Below are 16,862 nucleotides of genomic sequence, written 5' to 3'. Positions count from 1 at the left end.
TGCGTCCACGGTCCTTCCCGAACTCGCCGTCTCCGTCGCGAACTGACAGGCCCGTGTGTTCGTCCTTAACCGGTGGGAGAATGACACCGGCAGGGCGCGACAGCACGGGAGAGGGATGTGACGGCGACACCACCGCAGCCGTATTCGCCGTCGAAGCGGCGCGCCCGCCGCCCCGCGCGGCCCGCGCTGCGGGACGCCCTGCGCGACACCCTCGCCCTCGCCGCGCTGCCCCTGGCCGTCGGCCTGGCGCTGCCCGCCGCGTTCGCCGGTGGCGGCACCCGGCGCTGGTTCGGCGGGCGGGCGGACAGCCAGCGCGCGGAGGCGCAGGCGGCGAAGGACGACGCGGCGGCCGCGTTCTACGAACTCGACACCGCCCAGCGGGATCTGCGGATCTCGATCGAGACCATCTCCGCGGTCGACGACTCCCCCGCCGCCAAGCGGGCCGCCGCCGACTTCACGGACCTGGGCCGCCGGATCGACGAGGCCAGTCAGCGCTACATCCAGGCCGTGGACGCCCATGACCTGGACCGCGACGACCTGGAGGCGTCGGCGGCCGCCCGCGCCCGCACCGAGCTGACCGCGGCCAAGGACGAGCTGGTCAGGGTCAACGCGGACCTGGACCGGTTCGCGCAGAGCCTCGGCCCGCTGCTGGGCAAGGCCGAGACCCAGCTGGCCCGGCTCGCGCCCGCCGTGGAGCGGGCCCGGCAGGCGCTGCTGGCCGCCTCGAACGCGCTGGACGCGGTCCGCGGTTCGGGCCTGCGCGCCGACGACCTCGCCGCCCGGCTCGCGGCCCTCGCCCCGGAGCTGACCCGGCTCAACCAGGGCGCCGGGCAGCACGGGGTGCCGCAGACCCTGGACCGGGCCGAGCGCGTGTCGCGGGAGGCCGAGGCGATCCGCGCGGAGGCCGAGCGGCTGCCGGAGCGGGCCGCCGAGATCGACCACCGGCTGGTGTCCCTGCGCACCCGCGCCCAGGCGCTCACCACCCGCGCCGGGCAGGTCGAGCCGGTGCTCAGCGAGCTGCGCCGACGGTTCACCGTCGCCTGCTGGCAGGACCTCCAGCATGTGCCGGAGCAGGCCGAGGAGCACGTACGGCAGGCCGAGGCGAAGCTCGCCGAGGCGCGGGCCGCGCGCGACGAGCAGCGGTGGGCGGACGCCACGGCCCTGCTGTCGACCGTGCGGGCGCTGCTGAACAGCACGGACGAGGCCGTCTCGGCGGCCGGGGACCGGCTGAAGCGGCTGAACGCCGTGCAGAAGGACCCGCAGCAGGAGATCGAGCGGACCCGGTTCGCGATCCGGGACGCGCAGCGGCTGGCCATGGCCGGGCGCAGCACCCCCGATCCCCGGCACGCCCGCCCGCTGGACGACTCGGTGGCACGCCTGGAGCGGGCCATCGGCACGCTGGAGGGCCGGCACCCCGACTACTGGCACTTCCTGACCGAGACGGAGGGCGTGCGGCAGAGCGTGGCGCGGGTGGTGGCGCAGATCCGCGAGGAGCGCGGCACCGGTCACTGAGCCCCCGGCCCGGCCCGGTGCACGGCCATGTGCACGCCATTTGCGCACCGTGTGAGCCGGGCGGATATTGGGGGTACGCAGTAGGCCTCCGCTAGTACCGCACCCAAGGGAGGCGGACATGGCCACACACGCGTTCCACTCCGGATCGCGCCAGGGGTTGAAGCTCGACGAACACCTTCCCGTCGACCACCGGCTGAGCAAGGTCTACCGAGTCGGAGCCGGTCTGATGGGCCTGGTCCTGCTGGCCTTCGGCATCCTCGGGCTGACCAACAACATCGGCTTCTTCGACACCGGCGGTGACCAGGTCGCCGGCCTGAACACCAACGGCGCGCTCAGCGTCCTGTCGATCGTCGTCGGCCTGCTCCTGTTCGTCGGCATGGTGATCGGCGGGAACTTCGCGTCCACGCTGAACATGGTCCTCGGCGTGCTGTTCATCATCAACGGCCTGCTGAATCTGGGCCTGCTGGAGACCGAGTACAACTTCCTGGCCTTCGAGATCCAGAACTGCCTGTTCAGCTTTGTCGTCGGCATCCTGCTGATGACCTTCGGGATGTACGGGCGGGTCGGTTCTGCGCTGCCGCACGACAACCCGTACTGGCGGGCTCGCCACCCGGGGCAGGCGGAGGCCGAGCAGCGGGCGCCGGATCTCTCGACCGGGCCGCGCACCCGGGACTCCCTGCCGCCGAAGGATGGCGGTTGACCTGCTGGTCGGCGCGGTTAATCTGTGCGCATGCCTCGCTATGAGTACCGGTGCCGTACCTGCGGTGACACGTTCGAGATGAGTCGGCCGATGGCGGAGTCCTCCGACCCCGCCGCGTGTCCCTCCGGGCATGACGACACGGTCAAGCTGTTGTCGACCGTCGCGGTCGGTGGCACCGCCGCCGCGCCCGCGCAGAGGGCGGGCGGCGGGGGCGGTTGCTGTGGTGGAGGGTGTTGCGGCTGACCCTGCCGTTCGTCGTCGGGTGCGGGTGCTTCGTGGTTGCCCGCGCCCACGCGGCGGAGCCGCATATCGACACAGCCCCGCGCCCCTAGGGGCGTCTACCCTCGGGTCGCCTTCAAGAACTCGCGGAGGATGCGCTCTCCCGCCAGTACGCCTCTCTCCGGCAGGGCGGTGATCTGGGGGGCCGTCCAGTCGGCTTCGGCGAGTTCGCCGTGGCCCGGGCGCCAGCCCTGGTCGGCGACGAGGAGCAGGTCCGCGTCCAGGAGGGAGTCGCCGGCCGTGAGGGTGAGGTCCGCTCCCGTGCGCCTCGCGACCTCGCGTACGGCCGCGCTCTTGGTGAGCGGCTTGGGGACGGCGTAGATCTTGCGGCCCTGCAGCGAGACCGTCCAGCCGCGGTTCTCCGCCCAGACCGCGAGTTCCTTGACCCACTCCTCGGGCAGCAGCTCGCGTTCGACGACCAGGTAGGCGAAGAGGTCCTCGGCGATCCGGTGCTTGCGGACCCACACCGGGTCGGCGGTGGCCATGAGGTGGTCGCGGATCTCAGCGAGCGGGGCGCACTCGTCGGCGAGCCGGGCCGTGACGGCCGCCTGCCAGTACGGGTCGGAGACGCCGTCGACCAGGATGTGGCCGCCGTTGGCGCAGATCGCGTACTTCGGGACCGGGCCCGGCAGGTTGATGCGCTGGTACTGCTTGCGGGTGCGGGTCGTCGTCGGCACGAAGACCGCCGCGTCGCCCAGCTCCGTCAGGAGTTCCGCCGCGGTCTCCGTCAGGTACGACAGCGGCTTGCTCTCGTGCACCTCGACGCACAGCAGCCGGGGCGCCCGCGCGTCCGGCATGGTCAGCGCGAGGGCCGCCGAGGAGTAGATCAGGGTCCGGTCCAGGTCGCTCGCCACGAGCACCGGCATCAGAGCGCCACCGCCTTTCCGTCGGCGCCCGTCGCGCCGCGTGTGTACTGGGGATGGATCAGCCCGACGCAGGTGTACGGCAGGCCGTCGACCTCCTCGACGGGCACACCGCGCTGCTCGGCGAGCAGCCGTACATGGTCGAGGTCGGCGCCCGCCCCGGTCCGGGCCAGGATCTTCCAGGGCACCCGGCGCAGCAGCACCCGGGTGGTCTCGCCGACGCCCGGCTTGACGAGGTTGACGTCGTGGATGCCGTACTCCTCGCTGATCCGCTCGACCGCCGCCCAGCCCTCCCAGGTCGGCTCGCGGTCGCCGGACTGCAGCTCCTTCACCGTCGCGTCCACCGCGTCCTGGACCTCCGCAAAGCGCGCGGACACCGCGTCCAGGAAGGCCACCGAGACGTCGGCGCCCGCCAGTTCGCGGTAGTACTTCGCGCCGTGGTAGTCGTGCGGGCCCACCAGGTCGGCCCTGAGCACCGTACGCGAAATCAGGCCGGAGACCGTGGAGTTGAGGCAGGCCGAGGGTATGAGGAAGTCCTCCCGGGTGCCGTACGTGCGGACGCAGGAGCCGGGGTCGGCGAGGACGGCGATCTCCGGGTCGAAGCCGGCCGGGCCGCCCGTCGCCTCGAACTCCTCGATCGCGGCGGCCAGTTCGCGGGTGATGGCGCCCTTGCCGGTCCAGCCGTCGACGAAGACGACGTCGGCCGGGTCGTGGTGGGCGGCCAGCCAGCGCAGCGCGTTGGCGTCGATGCCGCGGCCGCGCACGATCGACACGGCGTAGTGCGGCAGGTCCACGCCGTGCCGGGCCTGCGCCCAGCGGCGCATCAGCACGCCCACCGGGGTGCCCGCGCGGGCCAGCGACACCAGCACGGGGCGGGGCGACCGCTCGGCGAGCACCAGCTCGGTGACCGCGCCGACCGCCTGGGCGAGGCGGGCCGCCGACTCCTCCAGAGCCGTGTGGAAGAGCGCCTGGTACTGCTCGCTGGGCTGGTACTCCACCGGCAGCGACTCGGCGTAGTGCGCGCCGCCGCTCTGGATGGCCTCCTCGCGCTCCTCGGTGGGGGCCTCCAGCGTGACGTCCGAGAGGTCCTGGAGCAGCCAGCCGACCTCCTCCGGGGCGTACGAGGAGAAGGCGGGGCCGCGGAGCGGCTCGGGGAGCATGGTGGGCCTTTCGGGGACGTAGGACGGCACGACGGCGAGGACGACGTGCGGGATGTGTGCCGTCAGCTGGGCGAGGAGGCCGTCGGGGGCGTGCAGTTGTTCTGTGTCGCCGGCCGAGTCCACCACGGCTACGACGGCGTCGAAGCCGGCGCCGGCGACGTTGTAGGCGTAGCGGTCGCCGGGGCCGTCGGCGGGGTTGTCGTGGGCCGGGAAGACGAGGCGGGTGCGGATGGCGTACGCCGGGTCGTCTATGGCCAGGACCGGTGAGCGGGTCGTTGTGGAGAACCGTATCTGCGTCGCGGGGAGGAGTTGTTCCAGTTCTTGGGCCAGGCGGAGGGGGGCGTACATCAGCTCTTCGTTGCCGAGGACGAGGACGCTGTGCGACTCGGCCGGGAGGGCCTCTGCCAGGCGGGCTGCCATTTCCGGGAGGGCTGCGTCGAGGTGCTCGCGGTGGGCTGGGGTGAAGCCGTGTCTTCCGCCGTCGGGGAGGTCCTGTGGCCAACGCAGATCGACGTGGGTGATTTCGTTGTCGGGCGGCTGCGGGTTGTCGTGGGTTGCTCGCGCAGTTCCCCGCGCCCCTGAGTTACCCACCTCGAACCTCGTCACAAGTTCCTGGCCCTTCTCCAGGACGCCCTCGGGCAGGCGTACGGTCCCGGAGGCCGTGGCCACGAGGTCCACCCTCGCGCCTATCTCCCGCGCGAACTCCTCCAGGCGGCCCGCGTCCTCGCGGGAGCGCATGTCCACCAGGGCCACCACCACGTAGCGGCGCCTGGGGTAGCGCGCGTGCAGGTCGCGGATCGTGTTCAGCACCGTGTTGCCGGTGGAGAACTCGTCGTCGACCAGGACCAGGGGGCCGTCGCCCGCCAGGAGGGCCGGGTCCTCGGGGAGGAGGAGGTGGGAGGTGGCGTGGGAGTGGGACTCCTCGAAGCCGCCCGCGGGGGCCACGCCGGGGACAGGGCGGCGGGTGGAGTGGAGGTAGGGGGCGGTGCCGAGGCCGTCGGCGACCGAGTGGCCGAGGCCGGTCGCCGTCTCCGCGTAGCCGAGGACGACCGCGCGGGCCGCCTCCTGCTCGCCGAGGAGGTCGCGGACGCGGCGGCCGAGGGCGACGCCGTGGCCATGGACGACGGACGGCGACTGGGGCACGTGCTTGCCCAGCACGTTCGACACCAGCAGGTGGGCCCGCTTGGGGTTGCGGCGCAGAGCGAGGCCCAAGAGGGCCGTCAGGCTGTCGTCGCCCTCCAGTCCGACCCCGAGCCGCTCCGCGACCCAGGCGCCGGACCAGACCCCGTTGTTCTCTGAATGCTTCATGAGTTCCTGTGTCTTCAGCCGGGGATACCGGCGGCGAGCAGCTCCACGAAACCGACGTCCTCACGTGCCACGCCGAACACCTCGGCGCGCAGCATGGTCCGCTCGGCCCAGGCGCGGTGCGGCTTCACCTCATTCATTTTGTTCGTGTACGCCGACCGCAGTACACCCCCGCCGAGTCGCTCGGGCCGCAGGATGTCCTGGGCGTCGCTGTACTCCTCGTGGCTGACGACGGACAGCGCGTGGACGGGCAGCACGTGGGAGGGGTGGATGCAGGTCTTGCCTGTGAGGCCGTTGGCCTGGTCGAGGGTGATCTCGCGCAGCAGGCCGTCCATGGCGTGCTCGAGCAGCGCCTCGCGCAGTTCCTCGGCCTGTCCCTCCAGGAAGGGGCTGCGGCGCAACTGGGGCTTGAACATACGTTCCTGCACGCGGAAGTACTCCCACACCGGGCCGGTCACCGTGAAGCCGGTGCCGTCGGCGCGGCCCAGCATGTTCACCACGTCGGCGATCACGGAGGCCACGATCTGGACGTCGTACGCGGTCATGTCGGGCGCGCGGCGCAGGCCGTACGAGGAGCAGAAGTCGGTCACGCCGAGGCGCAGGGCGAGGACGCGGTCGCGGTACTTGTCGACCGCGCGGGAGATGCCCTCCAGGGTCTCCACCCGCGACTCCCGGTACAGCAGCTCGGGCGACTCCAGCACGGGCATCGCGAACAGCCGCTGTCCGCTCGCGGCCTCGGCGACGCTCAGCGCCTCCAGGAAGGGGATGCCGCGCTCCTCGGTGAACTTGGGCAGCACGAAGCCGGACAGCAGCCGGACCGCGGGGCCGAGGCGCCGCACGAGGTCGGGGATCTGCTCGGGGGCGCGGACGCGGATGAACAGCAGCGGGGGGTCCTCGGCGTACGGGGCACGCCCGGCCAGCTCGGTGAACTGGCGGACCAGGTTCTCCTCACCGCCCGCCACCTCGGCGTCGTGGATGGAGTCCTCCAGGCACAGCACCATCGACACCACGCCGCGTGCCGTCTGCTTGACGATGTCGTCGGCGAGCCGGGGGCGGGTCGCCGGACTGTACAGCGTGGCGCCCAGGGCCGCGGACAGCAGCCGGGCCGGGGAGCCGGCGGTGAATGCGCACGGCTCCTGATGGAAGAGGCGCTGTCGCACCTCAGGGGCGATGTGCCCGAAATGACGCATAAAGCTCCCCCGTGGTGCCGGATTGACCTGTGAGGTGACGATGGGTGGCCGGTAATAGTACGTAGGAGTCCATGTCCGAGGTTCCCTCAGGGCATGAATTTCCGGTAACGCGGGCGCGCACAGCCGTCCGTTTCTCCACCGCACCCCCGCATTGTCGTGACCAGGACCGAGAAGGCAGGATGGCCGCATGACGCACGCGATGCTGAAGGGGTCGAACGTCCCGGTCGAAGCCACCACGGTGCGCGCTGTGCTGCGCTGGACGCCCGGGCAGGGTGTTCCGGACGTCGACGCCTCGGCGCTGCTCCTCGGCCTCGACGGTCGTGTGCGCTCCGACGAGGACTTCGTCTTCTACAACCAGCCCCGGCACCCCTCCGGGCAGGTGTGGCGGCTCGGCAAGAAGCGGGTCACCGAGGGCCTGACCGACACGATCCAGACAGATCTGGCCGGTGTCGAGTCCGGAGTCGGCCGGATTCTGCTGGTCGCTTCGGCCGACGGGGTGACTTTCGACCGCGTACGTTCGCTGCGGATTTCGCTGTACGACCCGTCGGCGGGTGAGGGTGAACCGCTGGCGTATTTCGACATCAAGCCGGAGACCGGTCAGGAGACCGCGCTGATCTGCGGGGAGCTGTACCGGCGCGGCGACGGGTGGAAGTTCCGGGCGCTCGGGGAGGGCTATTCCGACGGGCTGAAGGGGCTGGCCACGGATTACGGCATCTCCGTGGACGAGGGCGAGGTGGCCGAGTCCTCGCAGGCCTCGCAGTTCTCGCAGGCCTCCTCGCAGGCCTCCCAGTCCTCCCAGTCCTCGCAGGGCGAGTCCCCGCAGGCCGGGGCGCCCGAGGCCGCGCAGCCGCTGCCTCCGGAGGCGCCGACCACCGCGGTGCCTCAGCAGCCGGGGTACGGCTATCCGCAGCCGGCCTATGGGTATCCGCAGCCGGCCTACGGCTATCCGCAGCCGGTCGGGGAGTTCCAGCTGCCTCCTCAAGGGCCGCAGTTCATCGGGCGGTAGCGTCTGCCCGCCCCGCGCCCCTGAAAGACGGCCACGTCACCTCTCGGCCTTCGTCTTGTAGCCCCTGCCCCACTGCAGGCCCCAGCCGTACAGCCGGTCCAGTTCCGCCTGGAAGCCGTACACGAACTTGACCTCCCGGCGGACCATGATCTCGTCCTTGACGTTCTCGATCAGGACGACCGCGCAGGAGCGGGCCTGGGGGTGGCGTTCGTCGAGGCTGATCTCGATCCGGGGGCCGTTGCTCGGGTAGAGGGTGACGACGGCGTGGGTGCGGTCGAAGGCCGGGGTCTGGTCGTAGATGTAGACGAAGACCAGCAGGCGCTTGATCTGCTCGCGGTGGTCGAGGTTGACGTAGATCGTCTCGCCCGAGCCCGAGCCGAAGCGGTCGTCGCCGCTGAGCTTGACGTAGGGCGGGGCGTTGACGTCGCCGAGATAGCCGCCGAGGGGCTGGACGACGCCCTTGGTGCCGTCCTGGAGTTCGTAGAGGCAGCCGAGGTCGAGGTCGACGTTGACCATGCTCTGGGTGTGGCCCATGACCTCCGGGGGCCTGAGTGCCTTGAAGGGGTGGCGCAGCAGGCTCTCGCGCTGGGGGCCGCCGAGGTCGGAGGTGCGCATCCGCCAGGAGAGGTTGACGCGGAGGTTGCCGGTGGCCGCGCCCTGTTTGGTGAGGGAGACCTGGCTGTGGCGTCTGGTCAGTTCGATCGCGTTGCTCGACGCGCTGCCCGAGTCGAACTGGGTGTCCCGCCCGCGCCAGAGTCCGTCCAGCAAGCCCATGTCCCGCCCCCAATTGACGTAGAAAACCCCGGCGGGGCGGCGTCGGAGGACTGGTCCTCGACGCCGCCCCGCCGGAAAGCGTTCCTCACCCGTGAGGGTGTCACACCCCGGACGAGACCTCAGTCTTCTCGTCCGAGCCCGGATTTCCCTCGGCGGCCGCCAGCGCGCGGTTGCGGCGCACGGAGGACCAGAAGGACCAGCCGATCAGGATGACACCGATGGAGCCGGTGATGAGCTCGCTGATCTGGTACTGGATGGTGACCAGCAGGATCACCGCGAGGGCGCCGATGGCGTAGTGGGCGCCGTGCTCCAGGTAGACGTAGTCGTCGAGGGTGCCCTGGCGGACCAGGTAGACCGTGAGCGACCGGACGTACATGGCGCCGATGCCGAGGCCGAGGGCCATCAGGACGATGTCGTTGGTGATGGCGAAGGCGCCGATGACCCCGTCGAAGGAGAAGGACGCGTCCAGGACCTCGAGGTAGAGGAACATGAAGAACGCGGCCTTGCCGGCCAGGACGACCGCCGACTTGGGCTTGCCGGTGCGCTCGGCTTCCTCCTCGGCCTCGTGCTCGCGTTCCTCCTCTTCTTCGAGCTTGTCCTCGAAGTAGCCGGAGAGACCGCCGACGACCATGTACGTGATGAGGCCGGCGATGCCGGACAGCAGGACGGTTTCTGCCTTGTCGGCGTGGCCGGCGTGCAGGTGCGCGTGGGTCGCGAAGGTCATCGCGGAGGCCAGCAGGACGACCAGGGCGATGCAGACCGACAGCATGTCGACCTTGCCGAGCTTGGCGAGCGGGCGCTCCAGCCAGCCCAGCCACTTGATGTCCCGGTCCTCGAAGATGAAGTCCAGGAAGATCATCAGCAGGAACATGCCACCGAACGCGGCGATCGCCGGGTGCGCGTCGGTGACCAGCTGCTCATAGCGGTCCTTGTCGGAGAACGCGAGGTCGACGGCCTCGATCGGGCCCATCTTGGCGCTGATGGCGACGATGACCACGGGGAAGACGAGCCGCATGCCGAAGACGGCGATGAGGACACCGACCGTGAGGAAGATCTTCTGCCAGAAGGCATTCATCTTCTTCAGGATTCCGGCGTTGACCACCGCGTTGTCGAACGACAGCGAGATTTCCAGGACGGAGAGGATCGCCACGATGCCGAAGGCGGTCCACCCCCCGTAGAAGACCGCCGCGACCAGGCCGAGCGCGGTGACCGCGAACGACCAGCCGAAGGTTTTCAGAAGCACTGGCTACCCAATCCATACGTGTACGGGAATCCCCCGCGCCGCACTCGGCTTTACGAAACGTTGACTCCGAAGTCTAGAGCGATGCCCCGCAGACCGGACGCGTACCCCTGGCCTACTGCCCGGAACTTCCATTCCTGCTGGTAGCGGTACACCTCGCCGAAGATCATCGCGGTTTCGGTGGACGCGTCCTCGCTGAGGTCGTAGCGGGCGAGCTCCTGGCCGTCGGCCTGGTTGACGACACGGATGAAGGCGTTGCTGACCTGACCGAAGGTCTGGCCGCGTTCGTCGGCCATGTGGATCGAGACCGGGAAGACGATCTTGTCGCACTGGGCAGGGACCTTGGAGAGGTCGATGATCAGGGACTCGTCGTCGCCGTCGCCCTCGCCGGTGAGGTTGTCACCGGTGTGCTGCACCGAGCCGTCCGGGCTGGTCAGCTGGTTGTAGAAGACGAACCACTCGTCCCCCATGACCCGCCCGCCGCTGCACACCAGCGCGCTGGCGTCCAGGTCGAAGGGGGCTCCGGTGGTGGAGCGCGCGTCCCAGCCGAGCCCGACCATCACCTGCGTGAGGTTGGGTGCGGCCTTGGACAGGGAGACATTTCCTCCCTTGGCGAGCGTGACGCCCATGATGCTGGTCCCTCCCCGAGGTGTTGCTTTACGTGGCTGTCCTGCACGTCCGGCGCCGCACATAAACCGTGCGACGCCGGACGGTGACTTTCTCGCGACTGTCAGACGTTGACGCCGAAGTCCTGGGCGATGCCGCGCAGGCCCGAGGCGTAGCCCTGGCCGATGGCGCGGAACTTCCACTCCGCGCCGTGGCGGTAGAGCTCACCGAAGACCATGGCGGTCTCGGTGGAGGCGTCCTCGGAGAGGTCGTAGCGCGCGATCTCCGCCTCGCCCGCCTGGTTCACGACACGGATGAACGCGTTGCGGACCTGACCGAAGGACTGCTGGCGGTTCTCGGCGTCGTAGATCGAGACCGGGAACACGATCTTCTCGATGTCCGCGGGAACGGCGGCGAGGTTGACCTTGATCTGCTCGTCGTCGCCCTCGCCCTCACCGGTGATGTTGTCGCCGGTGTGCTCGACCGAGCCGTCGGGGCTCTTGAGGTTGTTGAAGAAGACGAAGTTGGCGTCGCTGCTGACCTTGCCGGAGCTGTTCAGCAGCAGGGCGCTCGCGTCGAGGTCGAAGTCCGTGCCGGTCGTGGTGCGGACGTCCCACCCCAGACCGACGATGACCGCGGTCAGGCCCGGGGCCTCCTTGGTCAGCGAAACGTTGCCGCCCTTGCTGAGGCTGACTCCCACGAGTCCTCCATTGGTGTCCAGGGGCGGGGTGCCCCGTCGTGCGTTGTCATCGGATCGAACGAGTCGATCCTAGTGACGGGTTCCCGCGCCACGCAGGCCCTGGGGCGAAGAATCAGAGGGTGTCGAGCGCCGTGACGTACTCGTTCAGGTCACGGGCGTCCGGCAGGCCGTTCACGACGGTCCAGCGCACGACGCCCTCCTTGTCGATGACGAAGGTGCCGCGCACCGCGCAGCCCTTGTCCTCGTCGAACACGCCGTAGGCGCGGGAGACCTCGCCGTGCGGCCAGAAGTCGCTGAGCAGCGGGTACTCCAGGCCCTCCTGCTCGCCGAAGACGCGCAGGGTGTGGATGGAGTCGTTGGAGACGGCGAGCACCTGGGTGTCGCGGTCGGCGAACTTCGGCAGGTTGTCGCGCACCTCGCACAGCTCGCCGGTGCACACGCCGGTGAAGGCGAAGGGGTAGAAGAGCAGCACCACGTTCTTGTCACCGCGGAAGTCGGAGAGCTTCACGGTGCGGCCGTGGTTGTCCTTGAGCTCGAAGTCAGGAGCCTTTTCGCCGACCTGGACGGTCATCTCGGGCAGTTCCCTTCGGTGGGGCTGTTCGGGTGGGACCACCCTACGAGGGAGCCGGGAGGGCCGGGCGGGCGGGACACCCGGGCAGACGGCGACATCCGGGCAGACACTCCGCGCAGACGGCCCGGACATGCCGAAGGACGGGCCGAGCGGGAGGCTCGGCCCGTCCTCTTGGGTTTCAGGACGGGGCCGGGGTCACTTCTTCGTCTTGGCCGCCTTGGGCGTCACCAGCCGGCTGCCGCTCCAGTCCTTGCCCACGCTGACGCTCTTGGAGGCCGACAGCCCCGCCGTCGTCGCGGCTTCCGAGATGTCGCTCGGCTCCACATAGCCCGCACGCCCGGTCTTCGGGGTGAGGAGCAGGATCGCGCCGCCTTCTTCGATGTACGTGGTGGCATCCACCAGCGCATCCGTCAGGTCGCCGTCGTCGTCGCGGAACCAGAGCACCACGGCGTCGGCCACGTCGTCGTAGTCCTCGTCCACCAGGTCGCTGCCGATGACTTCCTCGAGGGACTCGCGGAGCTCCTGGTCGACGTCGTCGTCGTAGCCGATCTCCTGGACCACCTGCCCGGGCTGGAACCCCAGCCTGACGGCAGGGCTCGTCCGCTCCTCCGCGTGGTCCGCGGTCGCGCTCACGGGTTGCCTCCTGATCATGTCTTGGGAAATAACTCAGCCACGCGCGTGCGCGAAGCATTGGCCGTAGTCCACACGGGCGGGACGGATCGCGCAAGTACCCGGCCGTCCAGACCGCCGAAACGGTGACGATCCTGGCGCTGTCACCGCAACTTCAGGCATGCGCTCTCGATCAATGGTGACGCACACCACACCTTTCTGCCCCGTTTGGGCGTTTGGGAACCATCTCTGGGTACGAGGCTCGAACATGGTTGCACCGAGTTGCCGGGTCTGCCCGTTACCTCTCGGTTACCTCTCGGTAGAGATGACGTTTGCCGCCCCGAGGTACACGATTAGGAGCGGTGCAGGCAGACCCGAACCCCCGCCGAACCCCCGAAGTACGGCCCTCCGACAGGTAAGGAACAGCGTGGTTCCCGGATCCGATCGCAATCCGATCATCATTGGCGGCCTTCCCAGTCAGGTTCCTGACTTCGACCCCGACGAGACCCAGGAGTGGCTCGACTCCCTGGACGCCGCCATCGACGAGCGCGGGCGGGAGCGTGCCCGCTACCTCATGCTGCGGCTGATCGAGCGGGCCCGCGAGAAGCGCGTGGCCGTGCCGGAGATGCGCAGCACGGACTACGTCAACACCATCGCCACCAAGGACGAGCCGTTCTTCCCGGGCAACGAGGAGATCGAGCGCCGGGTCCTGAACGCCACGCGCTGGAACGCGGCCGTGATGGTCTCGCGCGCCCAGCGCCCCGGCATCGGCGTCGGCGGCCACATCGCCACCTTCGCGTCCTCCGCGTCCCTCTACGACGTCGGCTTCAACCACTTCTTCCGCGGCAAGGACGAGGGCGACGGCGGCGACCAGGTCTTCTTCCAGGGCCACGCCTCACCGGGCATCTACGCGCGCGCGTACCTGCTGGACCGGCTCAGCGAGCAGAACCTCGACGCCTTCCGCCAGGAGAAGTCGAAGGCGCCGTACGGCCTGTCCTCGTACCCGCACCCGCGGCTGATGCCGGACTTCTGGGAGTTCCCGACCGTGTCGATGGGCCTCGGCCCGATCGGCGCGATCTACCAGGCGCGGATGAACCGCTACATGCACGCGCGCGGGATCGCCGACACCTCCAAGTCGCATGTGTGGGCCTTCCTCGGCGACGGCGAGATGGACGAGCCGGAGTCGCTGGGGCAGCTGACCATCGCCGCGCGTGAGGGCCTGGACAACCTCACCTTCGTCGTCAACTGCAACCTCCAGCGCCTGGACGGCCCTGTCCGCGGCAACGGCAAGGTCATCCAGGAGCTGGAGTCGGTGTTCCGCGGCGCCGGCTGGAACGTGATCAAGCTCATCTGGGACCGCACCTGGGACCCGCTGCTCGCCCAGGACCGCGACGGCATCCTCGTCAACAAGATGAACACCACCCCGGACGGGCAGTTCCAGACCTACGCCACCGAGTCCGGCGCCTACATCCGCGAGCACTTCTTCGGCGACGACCACCGGCTGCGCGCGATGGTCGAGGGCATGACCGACGACCAGATCCTGCACCTGGGCCGCGGCGGTCACGACCACAAGAAGATCTTCGCGGCGTTCTCGGCGGCCAAGGCGCACAAGGGGCAGCCGACCGTCATCCTCGCCAAGACGATCAAGGGCTGGACGCTGGGCCCGAACTTCGAGGGCCGCAACGCCACGCACCAGATGAAGAAGCTGACGGTCGACGACCTCAAGCGCTTCCGCGACCGGCTGCACCTGCCGATCTCCGACAAGGACCTGGAGAGCGGGCTCCCGCCGTACTACCACCCCGGGCGGGACTCCGAGGAGATCCAGTACATGCACGACCGCCGCAAGGGCCTCGGCGGCTACGTCCCCACGCGCGTGGTCCGCTCCCAGCCGCTCGCGCTGCCGGACGACAAGACGTACGCGACCGTGAAGAAGGGCTCGGGTCAGCAGTCCATCGCGACGACCATGGCCTTCGTCCGGCTCCTGAAGGACCTCATGCGGGACAAGGAGCTCGGCAAGCGGTTCGTGCTGATCGCGCCGGACGAGTACCGCACGTTCGGCATGGACTCGTTCTTCCCGAGCGCGAAGATCTACAACCCGCTCGGCCAGCAGTACGAGGCCGTCGACCGGGAGCTGCTGCTCGCCTACAAGGAGTCCCCGACCGGCCAGATGCTGCACGACGGCATCTCCGAGGCGGGCTGCACGGCGTCGCTGATCGCGGCGGGCTCGGCGTACGCCACGCACGGCGAGCCGCTGATCCCGGTGTACGTCTTCTACTCGATGTTCGGTTTCCAGCGCACCGGCGACCAGTTCTGGCAGATGTCCGACCAGCTGGCGCGCGGTTTCGTGCTGGGCGCGACCGCCGGCCGTACGACCCTGACCGGTGAGGGCCTCCAGCACGCCGACGGCCACTCCCAGCTGCTCGCCTCGACCAACCCGGGCTGTGTCGCGTACGACCCCGCCTTCGGGTACGAGATCGCGCACATCGTGCAGGACGGTCTGCGCCGGATGTACGGCGGCAGCGAGGAGCACCCGCACGGCGAGGACGTCTTCTACTACCTCACCGTCTACAACGAGCCGATCCAGCACCCCGCCGAGCCGGACGGCGTGGACGTCGAGGGCATCCTCAAGGGCGTCTACCGCTTCAGCGAGGGCACGGGCGGGTCGATCCCGGCGCAGATCATGGCCTCCGGTGTCGCCGTGCCGTGGGCGGTCGAGGCGCAGAAGATCCTCGCCGAGGAGTGGAACGTCCGTGCCGACGTCTGGTCGGCGACCTCCTGGAACGAGCTGCGGCGCGAGGCCGTCGCGTGCGAGCAGCACAACCTGCTGCACCCGGAGGAGGAGCAGCGCGTGCCGTACGTGACGCGCAAGCTCGCCGGGGCGCAGGGGCCGTTCGTCGCGGTCTCCGACTGGATGCGGTCGGTGCCGGACCAGATCTCGCGGTGGGTGCCGGGGTCGTACCAGTCCCTGGGCGCCGACGGGTTCGGCTTCGCCGACACGCGCGGTGCCGCGCGGCGGTTCTTCCACATCGACGCCCAGTCGATCGTGGTGGCGGTGCTGACCGAGCTGGCGCGCGAGGGCAAGGTCGACAGGTCGGTGCTGAAGCAGGCCGTCGACCGGTACCAGCTGCTCGACGTCTCCGCCGCCGATCCGGGGGCCGCGGGCGGAGACGCGTAGGGCCTGTCTTCCAGACCCCGCGACGCCGGCATGATCCGGAAGACAGGGCCTGAGCGCGCAGACCTACGATTGCGTGCATGAAGGAAGAAACCGCACAGGGCCGTTGGGAGCAGTTGACCCAGCGGCCCTTGCTGGCGCTCGCCGTCGTCTTCGCGGTCGCCTACGCGGTGCCGATCGTGGACTACTCGGCCGGGCACAAGCTCACGCGCGTGTGCGCGGTGACCGAGTGGGTGGTGTGGGGCGCGTTCGCCCTCGACTATCTGGTGCGGCTGGTGCTGGCGCCCCGGCGCTGGGAGTTCATACGCCGGCACTGGCTCGATCTGTGCGCCGTGGTCCTGCCGTTGCTGCGGCCGCTGGCCCTGCTGCGGGTGGTCTCGACGCTGCTGCTGGTCGGCAAGCGGGCGCGGATGGCCTCGCAGATCCGGCTGACGACGTACGTCGCCGGTGCGGTGGTCGGACTGCTGATGTTCGGCTCACTGGCCGTGCTGTCCGTCGAACGGGAGGCACCCGACGGGAACATCCGGACGCTGGGTGACGCGGTGTGGTGGTCGTTCACGACGATGACGACCGTGGGGTACGGGGATCATGCGCCGACGACCGGGCTGGGGCGGGTCCTTGCCGTGGGGCTGATGCTGTCCGGGATCGCGTTGCTGGGTGTGGTCACCGCGAACATCGCCGCGTGGTTCATTGCGCGGTTCGAGATGGATGATGCGGAGGAACGGCGGCAGACCGCGGCTATTGCTGCGCTGACCGAGGAGGTCAGGGCGCTTCGGGCTGAGGTTGCCGCGTTGTCCGGGGCGCGGTCGGGTGCGCCTACTGAAGAGCGGGGTTCTGTTTAGTCGCGGCTGCGGGCCGCCTTCGCTTCTCGCGCAGTTCCCCGCGCCCCTAAAAGACAAGCCACGTCAGTGCTAGCAGCGTGTCTATGGTTCCCAGGACCAGTGCGATCAGAGTCGGTACCTTGCGGGGGGACCTGCGGGTGCGGTCCAGGGAGAGCCAGCCGCAGGCTATGGCTGTGGGGCCCAGGAGGATTCCCAGGACGAAGAAGCCGGCCACGGCGCAGATGGCTCCGGTGATGGCGAGCGACGCGCGGTCCGGCCCGGTCCGCTGCCACGTCCGGCCGCGTGAGCGGGGGTACCCGCGCGTTCGATGTCCGAAGCTCGCCATCGTCAACT

16 protein-coding genes are annotated in these 16,862 nt (G+C 69.7%); 6 read left to right on the top strand and 10 right to left on the bottom strand.

Going from position 1 to position 16,862, the window contains the following annotated elements:
• Window positions 1–117: 117 nt before the first annotated feature.
• The 3 genes from RKD23_RS26265 (at window position 118) to RKD23_RS26255 (ending at window position 2,455) form a co-directional block, all read left to right on the top strand.
• On the top strand, window positions 118–1,512 hold the full coding sequence (locus tag RKD23_RS26265; protein WP_424855909.1) for a hypothetical protein: 1,395 nt from the start codon (window positions 118–120) through the stop codon (window positions 1,510–1,512).
• A 118-nt stretch (window positions 1,513–1,630) separates the two neighbouring features.
• Window positions 1,631–2,212, top strand: coding sequence for a DUF4383 domain-containing protein (locus RKD23_RS26260; RefSeq protein WP_424855908.1), 582 nt, complete (start codon window positions 1,631–1,633; stop codon window positions 2,210–2,212).
• 30 nt (window positions 2,213–2,242) lie between these two features.
• Window positions 2,243–2,455 (top strand): FmdB family zinc ribbon protein, encoded by a 213-nt coding sequence (locus tag RKD23_RS26255; RefSeq protein WP_424855907.1) that lies wholly within the window; start codon window positions 2,243–2,245, stop codon window positions 2,453–2,455.
• A 95-nt stretch (window positions 2,456–2,550) separates the two neighbouring features.
• Here the strand turns inward: RKD23_RS26255 and RKD23_RS26250 are convergent, their stop codons facing one another.
• From RKD23_RS26250 to RKD23_RS26240, 3 genes are read right to left on the bottom strand one after another with little or no spacing between them, the layout of a single operon-like run.
• Entirely contained in the window at window positions 2,551–3,357 is an 807-nt protein-coding gene (locus RKD23_RS26250; protein ID WP_424855906.1) for an HAD family hydrolase, read from the bottom strand.
• Window positions 3,357–5,822, bottom strand: a complete 2,466-nt coding sequence (locus tag RKD23_RS26245; protein WP_424855905.1) for a phosphoribosyltransferase — start codon at window positions 5,820–5,822, stop codon at window positions 3,357–3,359. The genes RKD23_RS26250 and RKD23_RS26245 overlap by 1 nt, the downstream gene beginning before the upstream one ends.
• Before the next feature lie 14 nt (window positions 5,823–5,836).
• A complete protein-coding gene (locus RKD23_RS26240; protein ID WP_424855904.1) occupies window positions 5,837–7,009 on the bottom strand; it encodes an HpcH/HpaI aldolase/citrate lyase family protein in 1,173 nt (390 codons plus the stop codon).
• Window positions 7,010–7,196: 187 nt separating this feature from the next.
• On the opposite strand from RKD23_RS26240, the gene RKD23_RS26235 reads away from it, so the two are divergent.
• Window positions 7,197–8,015: a TerD family protein gene (locus RKD23_RS26235; protein WP_424855903.1), complete on the top strand. Its 819-nt coding sequence runs from the start codon at window positions 7,197–7,199 to the stop codon at window positions 8,013–8,015.
• A gap of 36 nt (window positions 8,016–8,051) precedes the next feature.
• On the opposite strand, the gene RKD23_RS26230 is transcribed toward RKD23_RS26235, so the two are convergent.
• From RKD23_RS26230 to RKD23_RS26205, 6 genes are all read right to left on the bottom strand, one after another.
• The gene (locus RKD23_RS26230; RefSeq protein ID WP_424855902.1) at window positions 8,052–8,789 is read right to left on the bottom strand and encodes a TerD family protein; all 738 of its coding nucleotides are present in this window, start codon (window positions 8,787–8,789) and stop codon (window positions 8,052–8,054) included.
• Window positions 8,790–8,889: 100 nt separating this feature from the next.
• Window positions 8,890–10,032, bottom strand: coding sequence for a DUF475 domain-containing protein (locus RKD23_RS26225; protein WP_424855901.1), 1,143 nt, complete (start codon window positions 10,030–10,032; stop codon window positions 8,890–8,892).
• A gap of 50 nt (window positions 10,033–10,082) precedes the next feature.
• Window positions 10,083–10,658, bottom strand: coding sequence for a TerD family protein (locus RKD23_RS26220; protein ID WP_404034979.1), 576 nt, complete (start codon window positions 10,656–10,658; stop codon window positions 10,083–10,085).
• 101 nt (window positions 10,659–10,759) lie between these two features.
• Window positions 10,760–11,335, bottom strand: coding sequence for a calcium homeostasis/redox stress adaptation protein (locus RKD23_RS26215; RefSeq protein WP_059191513.1), 576 nt, complete (start codon window positions 11,333–11,335; stop codon window positions 10,760–10,762).
• Window positions 11,336–11,447: 112 nt separating this feature from the next.
• Window positions 11,448–11,906 (bottom strand): peroxiredoxin, encoded by a 459-nt coding sequence (locus RKD23_RS26210; protein WP_404034981.1) that lies wholly within the window; start codon window positions 11,904–11,906, stop codon window positions 11,448–11,450.
• Window positions 11,907–12,101: 195 nt separating this feature from the next.
• Window positions 12,102–12,539 carry a DUF3052 domain-containing protein gene (locus RKD23_RS26205; protein WP_404034983.1) on the bottom strand — a complete coding sequence of 146 codons (438 nt, stop codon included), beginning with the start codon at window positions 12,537–12,539 and terminating at the stop codon, window positions 12,102–12,104.
• A gap of 403 nt (window positions 12,540–12,942) precedes the next feature.
• Between RKD23_RS26205 and aceE the strand changes: the two genes are divergently transcribed.
• Window positions 12,943–15,690 (top strand): pyruvate dehydrogenase (acetyl-transferring), homodimeric type, encoded by a 2,748-nt coding sequence (gene aceE, locus RKD23_RS26200; protein WP_424855900.1) that lies wholly within the window; start codon window positions 12,943–12,945, stop codon window positions 15,688–15,690.
• A gap of 77 nt (window positions 15,691–15,767) precedes the next feature.
• Window positions 15,768–16,529 (top strand): potassium channel family protein, encoded by a 762-nt coding sequence (locus tag RKD23_RS26195; protein WP_424855899.1) that lies wholly within the window; start codon window positions 15,768–15,770, stop codon window positions 16,527–16,529.
• A 46-nt stretch (window positions 16,530–16,575) separates the two neighbouring features.
• On the opposite strand, the gene RKD23_RS26190 is transcribed toward RKD23_RS26195, so the two are convergent.
• Window positions 16,576–16,854, bottom strand: coding sequence for a small hydrophobic protein (locus tag RKD23_RS26190; protein ID WP_424855898.1), 279 nt, complete (start codon window positions 16,852–16,854; stop codon window positions 16,576–16,578).
• Window positions 16,855–16,862 lie beyond the last annotated feature (8 nt).

Origin of the sequence: Streptomyces sp. SAI-170 (genome assembly GCF_049739565.1) — a bacterium.
In the GTDB taxonomy this organism is placed as follows: Bacteria; Actinomycetota; Actinomycetes; order Streptomycetales; family Streptomycetaceae; genus Streptomyces.
This window is presented reverse-complemented; position numbering and strand designations above follow the sequence as displayed.